Source organism: Arthrobacter sp. SX1312, from assembly GCF_002929295.1.
In the GTDB taxonomy this organism is placed as follows: Bacteria; Actinomycetota; Actinomycetes; order Actinomycetales; family Micrococcaceae; genus Arthrobacter_D.
On the sequence record NZ_PJIM01000003.1, the window covers coordinates 517,367 to 537,354 of the forward strand.

The following is a 19,988-nucleotide window of genomic DNA, read 5'->3' on the forward strand; positions in this document are numbered from 1 at the left end:
CGGACCCCGAACCACGTACCCTGCCTCTTGTAAGAATCCCGCCCGGATCCCACCCGCCATGAGCGCGGGCGACCGGTCACGATGACCGGCAGTCAGCTGCAGGAACACCACGAAGGAGATCGTCATCGCCCCCCGCAACCGCACCAATGCCCGTCTGCGCACCACCCTCGCCCTGCTAGCCGACCACCAGGCGTCCGGCTCCGTCGTCGCGCCCAGCGAGCTGATGGCCAAGGCCGTCGCGGAAGTACCGTTCGATGACAAGGAAGCGGAGCTCCTCGCCGGCGGTGTCCCCCGCGGGTTCAAGGCGCTGACGACGGCGACGTCGAAGCTCGTGAAGGCCGGCTGGCTCGTCAAGGGCCGCAGCGGCTGGACCGCCACCGACGAGGGCGTCCGCGCCGTCGCGGCCTTCGCCGATCCGGAGCAGTTCGTCAACGCGATGATCAGTGGCGCTCCCGTGCCGGAGCAGGTCGAGGCCGTCGTCCACGCTCCCCAGGCGCCCGAGCAGCTGGGTGAGCAGGCGCAGGCGTCCCCGATCGAGGATCCGACGCCGCCCGACGTCCCCCCGACCCTCGAGGTCTCGCCCGACGCCGTGGCCGAGGAGGCCCCGCCCGAGCTCGTGGCTGCCGCCGCCGAGGCGCTCGCAGCGTCGCCCACCGACGAGACCGCCGGTTCGACCGCCGACCTCGCATGGCAGGACCAGCCGCAGTCCGTGGCCCTGTCCGGCGACTTCGCCCCGCTGTTCGGCGACGCCGGCCACTGGAGCACGGACCTCCGCGAGCTGCAGTTCGCCTGGGAGCCGACGGAGAACCTCTGGCTGCACACGCTGCAGCTGCCCGCCGGGACCTACCAGTTCAAGATCCTCGTCAACGGATCATGGGAGGAGAACTACGGCCGGTTCGGCACGCGCGACGGCGCCAACCACGAGCTGCACCTGATCTCCGACACCACGGTGACGTTCCGGTTCGACTACGGCACGAAGGACATCCGGACCTCCTAGGTACGGATCGACCCGTGGCCCCGTCCGCTGGCCCCGGGTGGCGGGCGGGGCCGTCGTCGTCCCGGGGTGGTGACGGCTGCCGTCGTTCCGGGGTGTCGGCGGCGTTCGGCCGCTGCTAGCGGCGGTCGATCACGGACGCCGCTGCACTGGACGCCGGCAGGGTCCCCGACCGCAGGATCTGCAGCGCCAGGAGGCAGGTGGCCTGGCCCTCGAGCGACGTCAGCGACAGGTGGAGCAGACCCTCGAGCTTCCCGAGGCGCTGGGCCAGCGTATTGCGGTGGATGAACAGCTTGCCCGCGGTGCGTCCCGGTTGCGCGTCGTGCTCGAGGAACGCCTCCAGCGTGCCGAGCAGATCCACCGAGTGCGCGGCGTCGTAGTCGATGACCGGCGCCAGGAGCTTGTGGGCACCGGCGCGGGCACCGGACGATGCCGCGGAGGCGATCAGCGAGCGGATGCCGAGATCCGGAGCGCGGACGGGCGCGCGGACCTCCCCGACCATCGTCCCTGCCTGATGGATCCCCAGGCGTAGCTCGTCGATCGTATGGCAGGCCCCCTTGAGCACGAGGGGCTGGCCGGGCAGCTCCCGCACACATGCCGCGAGCAGCCCGGTGGCGGCATCCTCCGCGTCCGCACCGTCCAGCGGCCTCTGGGCGAAGGCGTAGAGGATGCCCGACCTGACCTGCACCCGCACGTCGTCGAACCGGGACTGCAGCAGGAGGCGGATACGCCAGGCGTTGGAGAGGTTGCGGCGTCCCGCGGTCGCAGCCAGCACGAGCGTGGGCTCGTGGACGTCCAGGCCGGTGGATCGGAACGTCCCGGTGAACTCCTCCAGGGCGACCCCCGCCCAGTCGGGTACCTGGTCCAGCAGGGTCTCGAGTTCGCGTTCCTTGTGCGTGGTGGTGTGGAGAGCGGTCTGCAGCTGCACGGCGATGATCGACGCCGCCGGTGCGAGCAGCGTCGCCACGGGGTGCTCCGACGTCGCCTCCCGCACGACCAGCAGGAACGAATCGCCGCTGCCCATGGGCAGCGGGATGCTGCCCTGCCCGGTGCCCGGCAGGTCCGCGAGGTCGGCCGGGGTCCAGACCGAGGCCGACGGCGAGCGCGCGATGACCACGCCTGCTGCGTCGACGATGGCGAGCTGACCCACGGCCGCCAGCGCCGCGGCGTCGAGCACGGCCTGCAGGTGGGAGCCGGACGCGGCGAGCTGCGCGCATTCCTGCGCCAGCTCCCAGGACCGGTTGACGGCTGTGAAGCGTTCCACCTCGAGGACGTTCGTCACGTGGCGGTGGACCTGCAGGAAAGGAACGGACTGCGGGATCTCCAGCAGCGGCACGTCGAGCGCCGTGGCCGCCCGCACGAGCCCCGGCGGGATGAGCCGGTGCGCCGTCCCCGTCCCGAAGGCGATGGCCGCCACCCGCACCCGGACGAGCCGCTCCACGTAGGCGGTCCAGGTGCGCTGGTCCTCGATGTTCAGCCCGATCCCGTTGGTCAGCAGGACGACGTTGTCGCTGAGGAACGGCGTCGGATCGATGGTCTCCGCCGGGGCACACCAGCTGATGTCCCAGCCCAGCCGCTCCACGGACGACGGGGTGTGGAGGCGCAGCTGAAGCGCATCCGCCGCCAGCAGATCGGCGACGATCATGGGGACCTCCTGTGTGCAACGGCCCTCCGACAGGGGAGAACGGAGGGCAAACGCCCACTATATCGGCACCCGATCCATCTCTATGGTTGTCGCATGACGGACGTTGCAGACCGGCGTGGGACGCCGATGATCAATTCGGACATGGGCGAGTCCCTCGGCCTCCACTCCTTCGGTAACGATCCCGCCCTCCTGGAGACCGTCGACGCCATCAACGTGGCCTGCGGATTCCACGCGGGAGATCCGGACACGATGGCGGAGACCGTCGCTGCGGCCCTCGAGAAGGGCGTGCTGATCGGCGCGCACCCCGGGCTGCCGGACCTCGTGGGCTTCGGGCGGCGGGAGATGAAGCTCTCTCCGCAGGAGGTGGAGCACATGATGCTCTACCAGGTGGGTGCGCTCAGCGCCTTCCTGCGGCGGGAAGGCGCGAGCCTCAACCACATCAAGCCCCACGGGTCCCTCTACGGCATGCTGGCCCGGGACGCCGACCTCATGAGGGGGGCCGCGCGGGTGGCCCGGCTCTTCGACGTCCCCGTCTACGGCATCGCGGGCACCGCCCACCAGGCCGTCTGCGAGGAACTCGGGGTGCCCTTCGTGGCCGAGCTCTACGTGGACCTCAACTACGGGCCGGCCGGTGAGCTCCTCATCCAGCGCCGCCCCGAGCCGACCGACCCCGACGCTGCCGCACGCCGCGTCACGCGCGCCCTGACGGACGGCGTCGTCGAAGCCTCCGACGGCACGCTGCTCACCATCCCGTTCGACAGCATCTGCGTCCACTCGGACGCACCCAACTCCCCCGCGGTGGCAACAGCAGTCCGCACCGCCCTCGACGCCCTCTGACCTCCCCGACACCCCACCCGAAAGGACCCCCGTGGCCGACATCGTCTCCCCACTGCCAGGCATCTTCTACCGCAAGCCCGGTCCGGACAAGGACCCCTACGCGAACGAGGGCGATGCCATCGAAGCGGGCCAGACCATCGGGGTGGTGGAGATCATGAAGCAGTTCTCCGAGATCCGCAGTGATGCGTCGGGCACACTGGAGAGCTTCGCCGTCGACGACGGCGGGACCGTCAACCCCGGCGACGTCATCGCCACCGTGTCCGAGGGCTAGCGGATGGAACGCGTCCTGATCGCGAACCGCGGGGAGATCGCCGTCCGCATCATTCGCGCCGCCCGGGAACTGGGACTGGAGACCGTCCTCGCCGCGAGCGAGCCGGACGCCGATTCCTACGCGGCGTCGCTCGCCGACTCCGTCCAAGTGATCGGCCCGGCGCCGGCCGCGAAGAGCTACCTCGACGGCGCCGCGGTGCTCGCGGCCGCCGAAGCCTCGGGGTGCGACGCGCTCCATCCCGGGTACGGCTTCCTGTCCGAGAACGCGCGCTTCGCCCGCTCCGTCCTCGACGCCGGCATCACCTGGGTGGGCCCCTCCCCCGACGCCATCGAACTCATGGGCAACAAGTCCCGCGCACGGCAGGCCGCCCAGGACGCCGGCGTCCCGACCCTGCCCGGGAGCGACGGCGCGCTGGACCCCGACGTCGACCCCCTCCCCATCGCACGGGAGATCGGCTACCCCCTGGTGGTCAAGGCGTCGTCCGGCGGCGGAGGGCGCGGCATCCGGCTGGTGACCCAGGAGGAGGACCTCGTCCAGACCCTCGACGTCGCCCGCGCCGAGGCCCAGGCGGCGTTCGGCGATCCGACGGTGTACCTCGAGCAGTTCGTCTCCCGCGCACGCCACGTCGAGGTGCAGATCCTCGGCGACGGCGAACGCGTGATCCACCTCGGCGACCGCGACTGCTCGCTGCAGCGCCGCCAGCAGAAGATCATCGAGGAGGCCCCCGCCCCCCTGCTGCCCGACGCCGTCCGCGACACCATCCGCGCCTCCTCCATCGAGCTCGGCCGCCAGTGCGGCTATGCCGGCCTGGGAACCGTCGAGTTCCTCTACGACCCGGACCGGGAGCAGGCGGCGTTCATCGAGATGAACACCCGGCTCCAGGTGGAGCATCCGGTCACGGAGATGGTGACCGGCATCGACCTCATCCGGGAGCAGCTGCTGGTCGCAGCCACGGGCCGCCTCCGCCTCGACCAGGAAGACATCACCTTCCGGGGCCACGCCTTCGAGTTCCGCATCAACGCCGAGGACCCGTCGCAGGGCTTCATGCCCAGCCCCGGCACCCTGTCCCGTCTCGACTGGCCGGGCGGCCCCGGGGTGAGGATCGACTCCGGCGTCGTCGCAGGATCCGCCGTCGCACCGTTCTACGACTCCCTGCTCGCCAAGCTCGTGGTGTGGGACGAGACCCGCACCGAAGCCATCCAGCGGTCGGCGCGGGCATTGGCGGAGGTGAGGATCGACGGCGTCAAGACCACGATCCCGCTCCTGTCGACGGTCCTCCACCGGCCCGAGGTCCGGGACGTGACCCACCACTCGAAATTCATCGAATCGACCCCCGACCTCCTCGGAGCTGACGCATGAGCCACGCACCCCAGCACCTCGAGGCCGCCCGCTACACGTGGGGCGGCGACGAGTTCCTCTTCGTCGAGATCTCCGAGAGCATGAGCCTCGCCGCCAACTTCAAGGCGAACGCGATGGCGGCCCGGCTCGCCGCGCGTGCCATCGACGGCGTCGTGGACATCTGCCCCGCCAACGCCTCCCTGCTGGTGCGTTTCGATCCCGACACGGTGCCGCCGGACGAGCTGGAGTCACTCGTGAGGGAGGTCGAGGAGGAGGTCGCGCACCTGAGCGAACAGACACTCGAGACCCGGATCATCGAGATCCCGGTCTGGTACGACGACCCCTACACCCGGGAGACCGGCGCGCGCTTCCGCAAGGGCCACCAGCGGCCCGAGGGCACGGACCTCGATTTCGCGGCGGAGGAGAACGGCCTGTCCTCGCCGCAGGAGTTCATCCGGAAGCACCACGAGTCGCCGTGGCTGGTGTCGATGGTGGGATTCGTGGCCGGCCTGCCGTTCATGTTCCAGATCGTCCCGCACGAGGATCAGCTCGAGGTCCCCAAGTACCTCAGCCCACGCACCGACACCCCGCCACTGACGGTGGGGCACGGAGGATGCTTCGCCTGCATCTACTCGGTGAGGGGCGCCGGCGGTTATCAGATGTTCGGTATCGCCGCGGCGCCGATCTTCGATCCTGCCCAGAAGCTCGCCGACTTCTCGGACTTCATGATCTTCTTCCGACCGGGTGACATCGTGAAGTTCAAGCCGATCGACGAGGACGAATACACGGCGATCCAGGCGGAGGTGGAAGCGGGAACCTTCACCTATCGCCAGACGCCCGTGACCTTCGACCTGCAGAAGGCCCTGACCGACCCCTCCGCGCACAACCGGGACATTCTGGAGAAGCTCAATGGCATTTGACATCCTCGAACCCGGCCTCGCGACCTCGGTCCAGGACCGGGGCCGGTTCGGCTACTACAACGTGGGCATCCCGCAGGGCGGGGCCATGGACCAGTTGTCCGCATCCATGGCGAATGCGCTCGTGGGCAACACCGCCGACGATGCCGTCCTCGAATGCGCCTACCTCGGGCCGCGCTTCACCACGGACACCGACGCCGTCATCGCCGTCACGGGTGCGCCCGTCGAGGTGCGGGTGAACGGGACGCCGGTGGACGAGTGGAGCCGCCTGTCGCTGGCCGCGGGCGACGAGGTGTCCTTCGGGATGCTCTCCGGCGGGACGCGCTACTACATCGCCGTGCAGGGCGGGATCGACGTGCCCGTGGTCCTCGGGAGTCGCAGCACCTACACGCTGGGCGCCCTCGGCGGCTTCCAGGGCCGCGCCCTCAAGGCCGGCGACACCGTCCCGGTCGGCGCCCCCTCCGGCTCCGGGCCCGCCATGGACGTGATTCCCGAGAACCTGCGCCCCGTCCATGCGAAGGAAGTGACGGTCCGCATCCTGCCCGGCCTCTACGACCACCGCCTGACCGCGGAGGGCATGGAGACGCTCGTCAGCGCGGCGTGGAAACTGACCCCCGTGGCGGACCGCATGGGCCTGCGGTACTCGGGGCCGGACCTGGAATGGAAGCCGCGCATCCAGCCGTTCGGCGCGGGGTCCGACCCCTCGAACATCGTGGACGCGGGCTACGCCATCGGATCGATCCAGGTGCCGGGCGGCAAGGAGCCGATCGTGCTGCACCGCGACGCCGTCTCGGGCGGCGGGTACGCGATGGTCGCGACGGTCATCAGCGCCGACATGGACGTCGTCGCCCGGAGCGCGCCGGGGACGCTGACCCATTTCGAGCCCGTGACGATGGAGCAGGCCCTCGCGGCGCGAGCGGACGCAGCGGAGGTGCGGCGCGCCGTCTGGGCGTGAGGTCGAGGGCCCGGGTCAGCCGACCCGCACGCCCCGCCTCGCCCCGACGGCGCCCGATGCGCTGCTCTCCCGCACGAAGAGTTCCGGCCGGTGGCGTACCGACGCGACATCCTCCCCTGCCATGACTCGCCGGAGCATCCCGACGGCTTCCCGGCCGATCTCGAGCATCGGCGAGCGCACCGACGAGAGCGGGATGGGCAACTGCGCGGCCAGGGAGGTGTCGTTGAACCCGACGACGGCGATGTCCTGGCCGACGACGAGCCCCGCGGCGCGGAACGCGCCCATGGCGCCGATGGCGGCGAAGTCGTTGACGGCGAAGACGGCGGTCGGGGGCTCCCCGGGTCGGCTCAGCAGTTCATCGCCCGCCCGGCGGCCGCCCTCGGTGTCGAAGCGCGAGGGCAGGATCCGGTCCCCGGGCACGTCCCCTCCCAGTTCGTTCCAGCGTTCCACGAAACCGTCGGTGCGGTCCACGCCCGTGCTCGCGTAGGGCTCGCCCGCGATGATCGCGACGGAGCGGTGTCCCGTGGTCCACAGGTGGTCCGCGACGAGCCTGCCTCCGCCCGTGTCGTCACACGTGGAGGAGGGGAACCCCGGGTAACGGCGGTTCATGAGGACGAAGGGCACGTGTCGCTTCACGAGGTCGTCCACCAGGCTGCTGCCTGCATGGACGTCGCCGAGGATCAGGCCGTCCACCCGCCGCGCCAGCATGATCTCGGCCTTGCGGCGCTGCTCGTCGAGGTCGTCGTGGGAGTTCATCACGAAGGTCGAGTGGTTGCTCTCGGCCGCGGCCTCCTCGACGCCCTCGTACATGGTCGCCAGGACGATGTCCGAGAGGCGGGGCACGATGACGCCGATGGCCCGCGTGCGCCGGGTGCGCAGGCCGGTTGCCTGCGGGTCGGGTGAGTAGCCCCTCAGCTGTGCCAGGTCACGCACTTTCCGTGCGGTCTCCTTCGACGCCGCCCCGCGCGCCACCGCCGAATCGGAGTGCAGCACGCGGGAGACCGTCGAGACATGGATGCCGAGCTCCGCGGCGAGGTCCTTCAGGGTGACTGCTGCGCGCCCCCTGCCTGATGAATCCACGTTCTCCCCCTTCGCCCTGCGGATTTGTTTCGGCTACATGAAATCTCAGCCGATCCATTGACGAGACCAAGGTCACATCCTATGGTTTTCCTCATTCAACCCAAACGTTTGGGTTTCGTCCAGTTCCACTGAGGTCGCACACCTGCAGAACCCTCGTCACCGCTGGGGCGCTCTGCTTTCCGCAACTCTCACCCAAACGATTGGGTAAGGAGGCAGCACCGATGGAATCAGTCACCGGGCACGTCGTGCTCCTGGCAACGGGTGGCACGATCGCCTCCCGGGTCGACGCCACGGACGGCGCGACCGTGGCCGCCGATACAGGCGGCACGGTCCTCGCCGCGGCGGGCACGAGCGCCGCCGTCCAGGTCGTGGACCTCATGCAGAAGGGCTCGTACCTCCTCACCTTCGACGACATGCTCGCGGTGTGCGAGGCGGTCCACGCCGCACTCGAAGCACCGGAGACGCTCGGGGTCGTCGTCACCCATGGCACCGACACGATGGAGGAGACCGCGTACCTCGCCGACCTCCTCCACGACGACCCGCGACCGGTGGTCTTCACGGGATCGCAGCGCGCGGCCGACAGCCCGGCGCCGGACGGCCCGGAGAACCTGCGCACCGCGATCACCCTCGCAGCATCCTCCGAGGCCCGGGGAAGGGGCGCACTGATCGTGTTCGACGGCGAGGTCTTCGCCCTTCCCGGGACGCGGAAGACCGAGACGACGAAGCTCCGTGCGTTCGGCAATCCCGACCTGGGGTCGGCGGGGTCGGTCGCGACCACCGGAGAGGTCCTGCTGGGGGCTGCTCCCCGGCGGCTGGCCGCGCTCGACATCCCCCCGACCGGCGCGGGCAGCCGCGTGGACATCGTCGCCTGCTACCCGGGAGCCGACGCGACCCTGTTCACCGCGGCACTCGCCGCCGGCGCCCGCGGGATCGTCCTCGAAGCCACCGGGCTGGGTAACGCCAATGCGGAGCTCAGCGACGCCGTACGCCATGCCGTGCAGGACGGCGTCGTCGTCGTCACCAGCACCCGCGTCCACGCCGGACCGGTGCTGGGCGTGTACGGAGCAGGTGGCGGCAGGACGCTCGAGGACGCAGGAGCCGTCCCGTCCGGTTTGCTCCGACCGTCCCAGGCCCGCACCCTCCTGCAGGCGCTGCTCGCGCTCGGCCTGCCCGCCGAGCAGGTGGTCCACCAGATCCGCCGGCGCGGCGACCCGGCACTCCTGGCTCCCGTTCCGCCCCACTGACCGTTTCCCCGATTCGACCCACCCGCACCAGGAAAGGCCCACCCATGACGAAAGACATCCAGATCGCCTTCGGCGTCGACGTCGATGCAGTTGCCGGAATGCTCGGCTCCTACGGCGGCGAGGACTCCCCCTGCGACATCTCCCGCGGACTCTTCAGCGGAGACGTCGGAGGCCCGCGGATCCTCCGCCTCTTCGAGAAGTACTCCCTCCCCTCCACCTGGTTCGTCCCGGGCCACTCGCTCGAGACCTTCCCCGATCTCACCCGGATGATCGTCGACGCAGGGCACGAGATCGGCGTCCACGGCTACTCCCACGAGAACCCGATCGCCATGACCCGCGAACAGGAGACGGCGATCCTCGACAGGTCCATCGAGCTCATCGAGAAGGTCTCGGGACGTCGCCCCACGGGCTACGTCGCACCGTGGTGGGAGTTCTCCCCCATCACCAACGAGATCCTGCTCGAGCGCGGCATCAAGTACGACCACTCCCTCATGCACAACGACTTCGAGCCCTACTACGTGAGGGTCGGGGACAGCTGGACGAAGATCGACTACAGCCGGCCCGCCGAGGCCTGGATGAAGCCGCTCGTCCGGGGGCGGGAGACCGACCTCGTCGAGATCCCGGCGAACTGGTACCTCGACGACCTCCCTCCGATGATGTTCATCAAGGCGGCGCCCAATTCGCACGGGTTCGTCAATCCGCGGGACATCGAGCAGATGTGGCGGGACCAGTTCGACTGGGTCTACGCCGAGATGGACACCGCCGTCTTCACCATGACGATCCACCCGGACGTCTCGGGCCGCCCGCAGGTCCTCCTCATGCTCGAGCGCCTCATCCAGCACTTCAACTCCCACGAGGGCGTCACCTGGCACACCTTCGACCAGATCGCCGATTCGTTCCTGGCACGCAACCCCCGAAAGGAAGGCAACTGATGTCCACCAAAGAGGCGGGCGTCGATCTCTCGACGCCGACCGGGAACGAGCAACGGCAGTTCCCCGTCTTCTCCAAGAAGAAGACCAGCACGGCGACCGTCCTCGCCCTGTGCGCCTGGACCGTCGCCGTCTTCGACTACGGGCTGTTCGGCACGCTGCTGCCGGCCATGCAGGAGGAGTTCGGCTGGACGGCACCGGAGGCTTATGCGGTCAACACCTGGATCGCCGTCGGAACGGCGATCGTGTGCTTCGGTGTCGGTCCGGTTATCGACCGGCTCGGCCGCAAGAAGGGGATGATGCTCACCGTCGGCGGTACCGCCATCGTCTCGGGCGTCACGGCCTTCATCCCCGCCGGCCTCGGCGTCATCAGCAACTCGCTCCTCGTCTTCGTGCGGTCCTTCGGCGGACTGGGCTTCTCCGAGCAGGCCGTCAACGCGACCTACATGAACGAGGTCTACCAGGTCACGGAGGACGAGCGGAAGCGCAAGCGTCCCGGCTTCCACTACTCCTTCATCCAGGGCGGCTGGCCACTGGGCTTCCTGCTCGCGAGCGCCCTCGCCCTGGTGTTCCTGCCGCTCCTGGGCTGGCGCGCGCTGTACCTCATGGCGACCATCCCTGCGATCATCATCGTGCTGCTCATCAGCAAGAAGCTGAAAGAGACGCCGCAGTTCGAGCTGCACCAGCGCCTCACCGAACTGGAGAAGGGGGGCAAGAGCGACGAAGCCCACGCGCTGGCGGGCGCCTACGGCGTCGAGCACTCCTCGACGTCGCCGCTCAAGCGCATCTGGGAGGGCGAGTTCCGCCGCAACACGATCGTCTTCTCGCTCGCCTGGATCCTCAACTTTTTCGGCATCGCGATCTTCAGCGTCCTCGGCACCTCGGTGCTCGCGAACGCCAAGGGCGTGGAACTGTCGGACGCCTTCTGGATGCTTATCGTCATCAACCTGCTCGCCTACTTCGGCTACGTGTTCCACGGCTGGATCGGCGACAAGGTGGGCCGCAAGCGGACCATCATCGTGGGCTGGATCATCTCGGGCCTGTCCTTCGCCGTGATGCTGAGCCCGCTCGTGTCCAGCCCGTTCCTGATCATCCTCACGTACGGGACCGGCCTGTTCTTCCTGGTGGGGCCCTACGCCGCGATCCAGTACTTCATGGCCGAGTGCTACCCCGTGAGCTGCCGTGCCACGGGCCTCGCGTTCATCGGCGCCATGAGCCAGCCCGGGACGATCATCGGCGGCGCGCTCTTCACGATCGTCGCCGCGCAGGCGGGCACCGGCGCAGCCGCCCTCTGGGTGGGAGCCGTCGGCACCCTGCTCTCCGGCGTCCTGATGGTCGCCGCGCGACCCGTCGCCGCCGTCGCCCTCGAGGAACCGCATGCAGCAGTCTGAGGTAGCCATCGTCACAGGCGCCGCCAGCGGGATCGGCCGCGCACTGGCCGTCCACTACGCGGGCCGGAACGTCCGGACCGTCATCGGCACCTTCCCCGGCGACCCGCACGATCCGGAGGAGACCCTCTCCGGCGTGCGGGCCGCGGGCGGCGACGCCGTCATCCACGAGGTCGACGTGCGCTCCACCGAATCGGTGGACGCCTTCGCCCAGCGCGCCCTGGACGAGTACGGGCGCCTCGACTACGCCGTCGCGAATGCGGGCATCCTGCGGAACGCCCCGCTCGACGACCTGACGGACGACCTCTGGAACGCGATGCTCGACGTCGACCTGACCGGCGTGCTCCGGACGCTCCGGTCGGCGTCCCAGCGGATGACGGGACCCGGTGCGCTCGTCGCCGTGTCCTCGATCGCCGGGGGCATCTACGGATGGGAGGAACACGCCCATTACGCCGCGGCGAAGTCGGGCGTGCTCGGACTCATCCGGAGCGTCGCCTCGGAGCTGGGTCCGCGGGAGATCCGGGCCAATGCGGTGATCCCGGGCCTGATCGAGACACCGCAGTCCCTCGACCCCGTCAACTCCCTCGGTCCCGAGGGCCTCGAACGGGCGGGCAAGGACATCCCGTGGGGTCGTGTCGGCAGGCCGGAGGAAGTCGCGGACGTGATCGGCTTCCTGACCTCCGACGCCTCCCGCTACGTCACCGGACAGTCGCTGGTCGTCGACGGCGGCCTCACCATCAAGATGCGCGCATGACGGCGGGCCCGGACGGTCGCCGGACGGGACCCCGGGCCGTCGTCGTGACCGGCGGTGGCAGCGGCATCGGCGCGGCGATCGCCGAGGCGTTCGCCGCCCAGGGGGACAGGGTGGTGGTGATGGACCGTGTCCCAGGTCCGGGGATCATCGAGGTCGACGTCGCACGGGAAGAGAGCGTGAGGGAGGCCTTCGCGGAGGCACGCGACGGGATCGGGACCATCGACGTCCTGGTCAACAGCGCCGGGCTGCTCACCGAGTCCCCCCTCGAGGACATGACGCTCGCGCTGTGGACGGAGACCATCTCGGTGGACCTCACCGGCGTGTTCCTGTGCTGCCGGGAGGTCGTCGGTCCCATGCGGCACCAGCGGTGGGGAAGGATCATCAACATCTCCTCGCAGCTCGGCATCAAGGGCGGCATGGGGCTGGGTCATTACAGCGCAGCGAAGGCAGGCGTGATCGGCATGACCAAGGCGCTCGCCCTCGAGGTCTCGGCGGACAACGTGCTCGCCAACTGCATCGCCCCGGGGCCGATCGAGACGCCGCTCGTGGACGCGATCTCCGAGGACTGGAAGGCCGCGAAGCGCAAGGAGCTGCCGCTGCGGAGGTTCGGCCTGCCGGCCGAGGTCGCACCGACAGCCCTGCTCCTCGCGAGCGATCCGGGCGGGAACCTCTTCGTCGGCCAGACGCTCGGCCCCAACTCGGGTGACGTGATGCCGTGACGGCTCGCGTCCTGGACCTCTGATGTGCGGCGCGTGCGGGCGCGCCGTCATCGCGGATCCGGTCCTCGGCCCGGTCCGGCGGATGCGGGACCTGCTGCTCGTGGCCCAGATGGTCAATGTACTCGTCGACGGACTGCCGGGCAGGCCGGTCGTCCGGGTGATCGGAGAAGGGTGGATCGTCGCAGGGCGCACGGGACGGACGAGCACCTGTGACACCGTGCGGGAACTCTGGCTCGCGATGCTGGACCACGGGCGAGCGGACGCGACCTCCTGCATCGCGGAACGGGTGGCGCGGAGTCTGCCCGGCGCGTCGCCGCTCGCGGACCGGGTGCTGCGCGAGGGCATGGCGGCAGCGAACGACTTCCTCGGCGGCGCTGCGGGGTAGGCCGACCCACGGTACCGCCCGCTACCCGTTCGCGGAGCGGCAGCCTTCGCTCAGGTTTCCCCAAGGACTCGCCACTCGCCCTGATCCGGCGTCGGCCGTACAGCAGGATGGTGCGGGGATCAGTCGGCTGGGGAGGTGCGGGGCGCATGGGGGCAATGGATCGCGAGTGGTACCACGAGGGCCGCGACGCTCGGATGAAGGCCGTCCAGCGGTCGCCGTCGGGCAGGATCCCGCGGTGGGCGCTCGACGACGCCCTCGGCACGCCGTCCACTCCCCCGTCCCGGCGGGGCGCACCGACCTACGAGCGGGCACCGGCCTACGAGCGTGCGCCGGCCGGGAGGCGCAACGCATCGGGCCGCAAGCGGAAACGACGATTCGGCACGGTAGCGGGCCTGATCCTGATCGCCGCCCTGTACGCGACGCCGTCGTTGTTCGACCGCTTCGTCCTGCCGGTCGCGCTGCCCTACCTGCCCGGCGCCGACGTGCCGCCCCGTGGAGTCGAAGCCCACGGCGTGCCGCTCGGGACGCCGCCGCCGGCGCCGTCGTCGACGGCGTTCACGCTGATGGACTCGCCCGTCGAGGAGCAGGAGTGGGTGGCCTACGACCCCTGCCGTCCCGTGCACTACGTCGTCCGGCCCGACAACGCCCCGGCCGGGTCGGAGGGACTCATCCAGGAGGCCGTCGCCGCGGTGTCCGCCGCCACGGGCCTGCAATTCGTCGACGACGGCACCACCACCGAGGCTCCCAGCGAAGAGCGCGACCTCTACCAGCCGGAGCTGTACGGGAAGACCTGGGTGCCGGTGCTGATCACGTGGACCAGCCCTGAGGAGATCCCGGGACTCGCCGGGGACATCGCGGGGCTCGGCGGCAGCGACTACGCCCAGGCGCCGGGGCAGCCGCTGGTCTACGTGGGCGGGCAGGTGCAGCTCGATGCGCCCGACGCCGCCATATCCCTCGGATACCCGGACGGACGCGCGTATCTGAGGGCGACGATCATGCACGAGCTCGCGCACGTCGTCGGACTCGACCACGTGGACGACCCCGACGAGCTGATGTACACGGAGAATGTCGGGCAGGCCTCGTTCGGCGAGGGCGACCTCGCAGGGCTCGCTCTCCTCGGCGCAGGGCCTTGCGCGCCGGGACTCTGACGCGGCCCGGGCGCCTACGCCGTCGCCGCGGCGTGTTCGACGGCGGCAGGAGGCACATTCGGGCCTCGCACCGCACTCCGAAGAAAATTCCTAAACAACAGAGGAAAAGTCCGCCACATCCCGCCGACGACGTAAATTAAGGAGATGAGCAATGACGCCCTCCCGACAGCCGTCCTACCGTTCGATCCCGACGGCGGCAGCGAACAGTCTGCCGAGGCGCTCGAGGCGCTGATCGCCACGGTCGAGAGGGAAGTCGACGAACTCCAATTCACCCGCTTCACGAACGACGACGCCGTTGCTCTGGGGCAGCTGATCGTCCAGTTGGGTGCGGGTCGCAACCTGCCGATCGCGGTCTGCATCCGACGGCCGGACCACATCCTGTTCCGGGCCGCACTCGACGGGACCACGCCCGACAACGACTACTGGCTCGACGCGAAGAGCCGCACCGCCGAACGATACCGCGTTCCCTCCCTGCTGGTCGGCCTCCGGGGGCGCCGCAATGGTGGGCGGGTGGAGGACGATCCCCTGTTCGACACGACGACCTTCGCCGCGCACGGCGGGTCCTTCCCGTTGTACATCCAGGGCGTCGGCCCGGTCGCCACGGTGACGGTCTCCGGCCTGCCGCAGCTGGAGGACCACCGGCTCGTCGTCGAGGCGCTCCGGACCTTCCACGCCGCCGCGGGCCTGTAGGCACCGGACCGACGCCGCTGCGGGTTTCGCATCACGCGGGCGGAATGATCCGCTGGGGCTCCTTCAAGGGCACTGTCAGGGTTTCGGAGAAGTGAACGACGGCGGGACGCCTCCGAGTGCGCCCACAGGCTTGACGGCGCCTCGAGGGTGCCGGTGTGCGGAGTTGCGGTCCTGTGGAACAGATGGGCGCTGGGATTCCACACCTGCTACCTATGTGGATAAGTGAGGTCGACTCTTCCTCCACATTCGCGCCCCCACCGCGCTATTAGTACGCACGTTCTATAAAATTGAGGCATGACCACCGCACCTGTCGAGGGCCTCACCGCACCTCCGGATTCCCTGGACGTGGCATGCACAGCGCTTGCCGAATGCGCCCGCGGTATCGGCCAGGTAGGTGGCACCCGGTCGCGGCAGGACGCCGTGGACTTCCTTCTGAGGATCGAGCACGCCTCGAGGATTATGGACCACCTGCAGATCCTCGCCGCCCGTCTCGCCGAGGATCACCACCTTGCTGACAGTGACGACGAGCGACAGGGCGGCGGTTCGCTCCTTGCGCGGGCCGAGCAATCGGTCAGCGGAAACGTCCTCACTGGTCCTGCCACCGACACCTCGCCCGCATCGCCCGGCAACGAATTCAGGAACTGCACGGACTTCCTCCGTGCCACGCTGGGCATCAGCCGGGCAGAAGCGAAGCGCCGACTGTGCCTTGCAGACGTCCTACTCCCCCGCATTTCGCCGACCGGGGCACCTGTTCCTGCCCGGCTCTCAACGCTGGGCGCCGCGGTGACCTCGGGCCGCATCAGCGGGCGGGCAGCGACGGTCGTCGCTCAAGCATTACAGCGGGTGGAGTCCTTCGCCACACCTCAGCACCTCGAGTCGATGGAGCACCACCTGACACGGCAGGCGATGGAGGCCGACGAAGACATCCTGCGGGTACTGGCACGTCGGTGGGAAGGCGTCCTCGATCAGGACGGGCAGGAGCCGACGGATAAGGTGCTGCGTGCGCGGCAAGGCGTCTTCTTCCGAGGGCGGCGCCATGGACTGCATTTCGTCGAGATCGGGGCGACGGATGAGCAGTTCGAGCTACTCGCGACTGTCATGAATTCAGCAGCGAATCCGCGTGGCCCATCGGGACGGACGGATGCGGCTGCGCCGGGCGGCGGACCGGGGTCTTCGGGGCCCTCGAGGGCTTCGGACGTCCGAGGAGTACCGTGCACTCGACACACGGGGGCACACGCCTCTCATGATCGGCATTCATCGGATGACCGGGACGCGGACGAGAGCCGAGCGGGTTTCGTTGATCCCCGGATGGCAACGAGGGCTCAGGCCCTCCTGGATGGACTCGTCGCCGCGTGTAGGGTCGCACTGAGCACTGCAGCGCTTCCTTCGACCGGCGGCCACCGACCGCAGATCATGGTGACCATCGATCACAGGGACCTCATCGGCGCCTCGCACCGGGCGGGGTATGCGGTTTTCTCCGGGCAGATGAGTGCAGGCAGCATCAGGAAACTGGCGTGCGATGCCGACATCATCCCGCTGGTGCTGGGCGGCAAGGGCCAGGTACTCGACATCGGACGGGCGCAACGGCTGTTTCCCCCGCATCTTCGGCGAGCGCTCGTTGCGAGGGACAAGGGCTGCGCCTTCCCTGACTGCTCCATCCCGGCCGCCTGGTGCGAAGCACACCACCTGAAGCCTTGGTCCAGGGGCGGCGCGACGAGCATCGACAACGGCGTCCTGTTGTGTTCACGCCATCACCACGTCATCCATCAGGGTGCATGGACTGTTCAGTCCCGACAGGGCATTCCGTGGTTCACTGCCCCGCGGACGCTCGGCCCTCCGCGAAGCGCCCGACGGAACAGGTACTGGCAGGCCGGGCAATCCGTCGACGAGGCACTGGTCGAGGATGCCTCCGAGCTGACCCCGCACGTCTCGGAGCACACCACGGACTCCTTGGAGCACAGCACCGGATGACCGGTAAGCCCGGGAGCGGTGCACCTCATGCGCTCAGCGCTTCCGGTGCGTCCGGTGCGTCCGATCCGTCCGATCCGTCAGGTCCGTCAGGTCCGTCAGGTCCGTCAGGTCCGTCAGGTCCGTCAGGTCCGTCAGGTCCGTCAGGTCCGTCAGGTCCATCAGGTCCGTCAGGTCCATCAAGTTCATTCGGAGCGGTGCACCCGATGCGCCCGGTCCACCGGATGCATGTCGCGCGTGCGGTGCCCCGTCTACCACGTGCCAGGTGCCGGCCTTCGTGAATCAGGACCGTCCCCCGCGACACACCGAGGGCGACGGTCGCCTGGCATGCAGAAGGCGACACCCACAACAGGACGTCGCCTTCACATCGCGGACCTGGACTACAGTGCTGCTTCGATGGCCTCCGCTACCGGCGTCTCACCGCTGTTGAACTGGATGGTCTTGTCCACTGTGCCGAGGTTGCCAAGCACGACTGCGGCCACGAGCGCGACGTCCTCGCGGGCCACCGAGTCCTGCTGCGGCTCGGCAGACACCTCGATCATGCCGGTTCCCGGATCGGTCGTGAGAACTCCGGGCTGGAGGATCGTCCAGGCCAGTTCCGAGTTGCGCAGGTGCTCATCGGCCGCAGCCTTCGATTCGGCATAGTGGAAGAAGCCGTTGTCCTCGGGGACTCCGTGGTCCTTGCGTGCCCCGAGGTAGGACACCATGACATAGCGGCCCACTGACGCTTCATGGGCAGCGTCCATCGAACGAATCGCCGCGTCACGATCCACGGCATACGTTGCCTCTGGGCTCGCGCCACCTGCACCGGCAGACCACACGACGGCGTCGTGGCCACGGAAGACATCAGCCATCTGCGCCACCGACAACTCGGAGACGTCAGCGACCACGGGGGTCGCGCCCGCCTGCTCGACATCGCCGGCATGGTCCTGGTTGCGGAAGATCGAACTGACCTGGTGACCCTGGCTCGTGAGGATCTTCGTGAGGTGCAGGGCTACTTTTCCGTGCCCACCGATGATGGCTACGCGTGACATGGGAACTCCTTCTGTCGAATGACTGGTCGTCGGATACCTTGTCTTCGACGCTAGTCCCCGCACCTCGGGCTGGCCACCTTCCTGCGGGTGTTCCGCCGCCAGCGCAGGCCTATTCCCCAGGACCGGCGCCAATGCTCAGGACATCTCGGGGCCCTGCTGACACGTCCGACCGGACGGGCCGGACTGCCGGTGCGGGACCCAGCGAGGCGTCAATAGCCGACGCGTGAGCGTGCAGACCCGACTGACACGTCAGCACCGCACCGCCGAGGGGTCGATGCCCGACAGACCCGGCTGACACGTCAGGGGCGGATCGTCTGGAGTCGGTACCGCGCACCGCGATGCTCCTCGGGCAGACGATCGCCCTTCCCGAACAGCTTCTGCCGCAATGTTCCTTCCGTGTACTCCGTCGGGTACGCACCACGCTTCTGCAGCTCCGGCACGACGAACTCGATGATGTCCTCGAAAGTCCCCGGGGTGATTGCATAGGCGAGGTTGAAGCCGTCGACGTCGGTCTCCTCGACCCACGCCTGGAGTTCATCGGCGACCTGCACACCCGAGCCGACGATGCGCGGACCGAGCCCACCGATCCCCGCCGACTCGGCGATGTCCCGCACGGTCCACGGCGAGCCGTCGTCGTTCACCTTCTGGAAGTTGGCCACGGCGGACTGGATGGCGTTGGACTTGACGTTGCCGAGCGGCTCGTCCGGGTCGTAGACGGAGAGATCCACGCCCAGCCACCCCGAGACGAGCACGAGGGCTCCCTCGTAGCTGACGTACTGCTGGTAGTCGGCGTGCTTGGCCTGGGCCTTCTCCTCCGTCTCGTCCGTGATGACGGTGAGCAGCGTGTAGATCCGCACCGAGTAGCGGTCACGACCCTCGGCTTCGACGGCATCCCGGATCTTCCTGACCACGTCCTTCAGCCGCTCCTTCGTGGGTGCAGCGACGAACACCGCTTCCGCGTTGCCGGCCGCGAAGGCGATGCCACGGGAGGACGCGCCGGCCTGGAAGATGACCGGCGTCCGCTGCGGTGACGGCTCGCTGAGATAGATCCCCGGCACCTTGAAGTACTTGCCGTCATGGTCGATGTCGTGGACCTTGGCCGGATCCGTGAAGACGCCCGTCTCGCGATCGCGGACCACGGCGTCGTCCTCCCAGGACCCCTCGAGCAGCTTGTAGAGGACCTCGAGGTACTCATCCGCGTGGTCGTAGCGCGCATCGTGCTCGAGCTGGTCCTCCTGGCCCATGTTGCGTGCGGCAGAAGGAAGATACCCGGTCACCACGTTCCAGCCGACCCGCCCCTTGGTGAGATGGTCCAGCGTGGAGAGCCTGCGCGCGAAGGGATAGGGGTGCTCGTAGGCGGTGCCTGCCGTGACGCCGAACCCGAGGTGCTCGGTGACGAGCGCCATCGCGGAGACGAGCAGGAACGGGTCGTTGACCGGCGTCTGCGTCCCCTGCCGCAGGGTGGCCTCGTTGGACCCGCCGTAGACGTCGTACGTGCCGAGGACATCGGCGATGAAGACGCCGTCGAACAAGCCCTTCTCGAGGGTCTTCGCCAGGTCGGCCCAGTAGCTCAGGTCCTTGTAGCGCCACGACTGGTCGTCGGGGTGGCGCCACAGCCCCGGCGACTGATGACCCACGCAGTTCATGTCGAAAGCGTTGAAGCGGATACGGCGCGGTGATGTGGGCATGAAG

At 69.0% G+C, this 19,988-nt stretch carries 20 protein-coding genes; 15 read left to right on the forward strand and 5 right to left on the reverse strand.

Going from position 1 to position 19,988, the window contains the following annotated elements:
- Positions 1 to 223: 223 nt before the first annotated feature.
- Positions 224 to 997, forward strand: a complete 774-nt coding sequence (locus CXQ92_RS15525; protein WP_104168638.1) for a glycosidase — start codon at positions 224 to 226, stop codon at positions 995 to 997.
- 115 nt (positions 998 to 1,112) lie between these two features.
- Here the strand turns inward: CXQ92_RS15525 and CXQ92_RS15530 are convergent, their stop codons facing one another.
- Positions 1,113 to 2,639, reverse strand: a complete 1,527-nt coding sequence (locus CXQ92_RS15530; RefSeq protein ID WP_104168639.1) for a PucR family transcriptional regulator — start codon at positions 2,637 to 2,639, stop codon at positions 1,113 to 1,115.
- A gap of 93 nt (positions 2,640 to 2,732) precedes the next feature.
- On the opposite strand from CXQ92_RS15530, the gene pxpA reads away from it, so the two are divergent.
- From pxpA to CXQ92_RS15555, 5 genes are read left to right on the forward strand one after another with little or no spacing between them, the layout of a single operon-like run.
- Positions 2,733 to 3,476 carry a 5-oxoprolinase subunit PxpA gene (pxpA, locus tag CXQ92_RS15535; RefSeq protein ID WP_258069991.1) on the forward strand — a complete coding sequence of 248 codons (744 nt, stop codon included), beginning with the start codon at positions 2,733 to 2,735 and terminating at the stop codon, positions 3,474 to 3,476.
- 31 nt (positions 3,477 to 3,507) lie between these two features.
- Positions 3,508 to 3,747, forward strand: a complete 240-nt coding sequence (locus CXQ92_RS15540) for an acetyl-CoA carboxylase (protein WP_104168640.1) — start codon at positions 3,508 to 3,510, stop codon at positions 3,745 to 3,747.
- Between the two features lie 3 nt (positions 3,748 to 3,750).
- Entirely contained in the window at positions 3,751 to 5,106 is a 1,356-nt protein-coding gene (locus tag CXQ92_RS15545) for an acetyl/propionyl/methylcrotonyl-CoA carboxylase subunit alpha (protein WP_104168641.1), read from the forward strand.
- A complete protein-coding gene (locus tag CXQ92_RS15550; protein ID WP_104168642.1) occupies positions 5,103 to 6,005 on the forward strand; it encodes an allophanate hydrolase subunit 1 in 903 nt (300 codons plus the stop codon). Before CXQ92_RS15545 ends, CXQ92_RS15550 begins: the two co-directional genes overlap by 4 nt.
- Positions 5,995 to 6,957 (forward strand): biotin-dependent carboxyltransferase family protein, encoded by a 963-nt coding sequence (locus CXQ92_RS15555; RefSeq protein WP_104168643.1) that lies wholly within the window; start codon positions 5,995 to 5,997, stop codon positions 6,955 to 6,957. Before CXQ92_RS15550 ends, CXQ92_RS15555 begins: the two co-directional genes overlap by 11 nt.
- A gap of 15 nt (positions 6,958 to 6,972) precedes the next feature.
- Here the strand turns inward: CXQ92_RS15555 and CXQ92_RS15560 are convergent, their stop codons facing one another.
- Entirely contained in the window at positions 6,973 to 8,037 is a 1,065-nt protein-coding gene (locus CXQ92_RS15560; protein ID WP_104168644.1) for a LacI family DNA-binding transcriptional regulator, read from the reverse strand.
- Between the two features lie 221 nt (positions 8,038 to 8,258).
- Between CXQ92_RS15560 and CXQ92_RS15565 the strand changes: the two genes are divergently transcribed.
- The 9 genes from CXQ92_RS15565 (at position 8,259) to CXQ92_RS15605 (ending at position 17,265) form a co-directional block, all read left to right on the forward strand.
- Positions 8,259 to 9,281 carry an asparaginase gene (locus CXQ92_RS15565; RefSeq protein WP_104168645.1) on the forward strand — a complete coding sequence of 341 codons (1,023 nt, stop codon included), beginning with the start codon at positions 8,259 to 8,261 and terminating at the stop codon, positions 9,279 to 9,281.
- Positions 9,282 to 9,325: 44 nt separating this feature from the next.
- Positions 9,326 to 10,213 (forward strand): polysaccharide deacetylase, encoded by an 888-nt coding sequence (locus CXQ92_RS15570; RefSeq protein WP_104168646.1) that lies wholly within the window; start codon positions 9,326 to 9,328, stop codon positions 10,211 to 10,213.
- A complete protein-coding gene (locus tag CXQ92_RS15575; protein WP_104168647.1) occupies positions 10,213 to 11,601 on the forward strand; it encodes an MFS transporter in 1,389 nt (462 codons plus the stop codon). Before CXQ92_RS15570 ends, CXQ92_RS15575 begins: the two co-directional genes overlap by 1 nt.
- On the forward strand, positions 11,588 to 12,352 hold the full coding sequence (locus CXQ92_RS15580; protein ID WP_104168648.1) for an SDR family NAD(P)-dependent oxidoreductase: 765 nt from the start codon (positions 11,588 to 11,590) through the stop codon (positions 12,350 to 12,352). Before CXQ92_RS15575 ends, CXQ92_RS15580 begins: the two co-directional genes overlap by 14 nt.
- Positions 12,349 to 13,071, forward strand: a complete 723-nt coding sequence (locus CXQ92_RS15585; RefSeq protein ID WP_104168649.1) for an SDR family NAD(P)-dependent oxidoreductase — start codon at positions 12,349 to 12,351, stop codon at positions 13,069 to 13,071. The genes CXQ92_RS15580 and CXQ92_RS15585 overlap by 4 nt, the downstream gene beginning before the upstream one ends.
- A 22-nt stretch (positions 13,072 to 13,093) precedes the next feature.
- Entirely contained in the window at positions 13,094 to 13,456 is a 363-nt protein-coding gene (locus tag CXQ92_RS15590) for a hypothetical protein (protein ID WP_104168650.1), read from the forward strand.
- Positions 13,457 to 13,602: 146 nt separating this feature from the next.
- Positions 13,603 to 14,604 carry a M10 family metallopeptidase domain-containing protein gene (locus CXQ92_RS15595; RefSeq protein WP_258069992.1) on the forward strand — a complete coding sequence of 334 codons (1,002 nt, stop codon included), beginning with the start codon at positions 13,603 to 13,605 and terminating at the stop codon, positions 14,602 to 14,604.
- Between the two features lie 144 nt (positions 14,605 to 14,748).
- Positions 14,749 to 15,294: a heme-degrading domain-containing protein gene (locus CXQ92_RS15600; RefSeq protein ID WP_104168652.1), complete on the forward strand. Its 546-nt coding sequence runs from the start codon at positions 14,749 to 14,751 to the stop codon at positions 15,292 to 15,294.
- Positions 15,295 to 15,588: 294 nt separating this feature from the next.
- Complete coding sequence (locus CXQ92_RS15605) at positions 15,589 to 17,265, forward strand: HNH endonuclease signature motif containing protein (RefSeq protein WP_104168653.1); 1,677 nt, start codon at positions 15,589 to 15,591, stop codon at positions 17,263 to 17,265.
- A gap of 33 nt (positions 17,266 to 17,298) precedes the next feature.
- Here the strand turns inward: CXQ92_RS15605 and CXQ92_RS18465 are convergent, their stop codons facing one another.
- The 3 genes from CXQ92_RS18465 to CXQ92_RS15620 all read right to left on the reverse strand — a co-directional run bounded on the left by CXQ92_RS18465 (position 17,299) and on the right by CXQ92_RS15620 (position 19,984).
- Positions 17,299 to 17,442: a hypothetical protein gene (locus CXQ92_RS18465; RefSeq protein WP_219815743.1), complete on the reverse strand. Its 144-nt coding sequence runs from the start codon at positions 17,440 to 17,442 to the stop codon at positions 17,299 to 17,301.
- 200 nt (positions 17,443 to 17,642) lie between these two features.
- Positions 17,643 to 18,296: an SDR family oxidoreductase gene (locus CXQ92_RS15615; protein WP_104168655.1), complete on the reverse strand. Its 654-nt coding sequence runs from the start codon at positions 18,294 to 18,296 to the stop codon at positions 17,643 to 17,645.
- A 299-nt stretch (positions 18,297 to 18,595) separates the two neighbouring features.
- A complete protein-coding gene (locus CXQ92_RS15620) occupies positions 18,596 to 19,984 on the reverse strand; it encodes an LLM class flavin-dependent oxidoreductase (RefSeq protein WP_104168656.1) in 1,389 nt (462 codons plus the stop codon).
- Positions 19,985 to 19,988: the final 4 nt, after the last annotated feature.

Bases quoted from the DNA above. Each gene is read 5' to 3' on its own strand.
- CXQ92_RS15525 (WP_104168638.1), top strand. From the start codon at position 224: ATGGCCAAGGCCGTCGCGGAAGTACCGTTCGATGACAAGGAAGCGGAG.
- CXQ92_RS15530 (WP_104168639.1), bottom strand. From the start codon at position 2,639: ATGATCGTCGCCGATCTGCTGGCGGCGGATGCGCTTCAGCTGCGCCTC.
- pxpA (WP_258069991.1), top strand. From the start codon at position 2,733: ATGACGGACGTTGCAGACCGGCGTGGGACGCCGATGATCAATTCGGAC.
- CXQ92_RS15545 (WP_104168641.1), top strand. From the start codon at position 3,751: ATGGAACGCGTCCTGATCGCGAACCGCGGGGAGATCGCCGTCCGCATC.
- CXQ92_RS15550 (WP_104168642.1), top strand. From the start codon at position 5,103: ATGAGCCACGCACCCCAGCACCTCGAGGCCGCCCGCTACACGTGGGGC.
- CXQ92_RS15555 (WP_104168643.1), top strand. From the start codon at position 5,995: ATGGCATTTGACATCCTCGAACCCGGCCTCGCGACCTCGGTCCAGGAC.
- CXQ92_RS15565 (WP_104168645.1), top strand. From the start codon at position 8,259: ATGGAATCAGTCACCGGGCACGTCGTGCTCCTGGCAACGGGTGGCACG.
- CXQ92_RS15570 (WP_104168646.1), top strand. From the start codon at position 9,326: ATGACGAAAGACATCCAGATCGCCTTCGGCGTCGACGTCGATGCAGTT.
- CXQ92_RS15575 (WP_104168647.1), top strand. From the start codon at position 10,213: ATGTCCACCAAAGAGGCGGGCGTCGATCTCTCGACGCCGACCGGGAAC.
- CXQ92_RS15580 (WP_104168648.1), top strand. From the start codon at position 11,588: ATGCAGCAGTCTGAGGTAGCCATCGTCACAGGCGCCGCCAGCGGGATC.
- CXQ92_RS15585 (WP_104168649.1), top strand. From the start codon at position 12,349: ATGACGGCGGGCCCGGACGGTCGCCGGACGGGACCCCGGGCCGTCGTC.
- CXQ92_RS15590 (WP_104168650.1), top strand. From the start codon at position 13,094: ATGTGCGGCGCGTGCGGGCGCGCCGTCATCGCGGATCCGGTCCTCGGC.
- CXQ92_RS15595 (WP_258069992.1), top strand. From the start codon at position 13,603: ATGGGGGCAATGGATCGCGAGTGGTACCACGAGGGCCGCGACGCTCGG.
- CXQ92_RS15600 (WP_104168652.1), top strand. From the start codon at position 14,749: ATGAGCAATGACGCCCTCCCGACAGCCGTCCTACCGTTCGATCCCGAC.
- CXQ92_RS15605 (WP_104168653.1), top strand. From the start codon at position 15,589: ATGACCACCGCACCTGTCGAGGGCCTCACCGCACCTCCGGATTCCCTG.
- CXQ92_RS18465 (WP_219815743.1), bottom strand. From the start codon at position 17,442: ATGGACCTGACGGACCTGATGGACCTGACGGACCTGACGGACCTGACG.
- CXQ92_RS15615 (WP_104168655.1), bottom strand. From the start codon at position 18,296: ATGTCACGCGTAGCCATCATCGGTGGGCACGGAAAAGTAGCCCTGCAC.
- CXQ92_RS15620 (WP_104168656.1), bottom strand. From the start codon at position 19,984: ATGCCCACATCACCGCGCCGTATCCGCTTCAACGCTTTCGACATGAAC.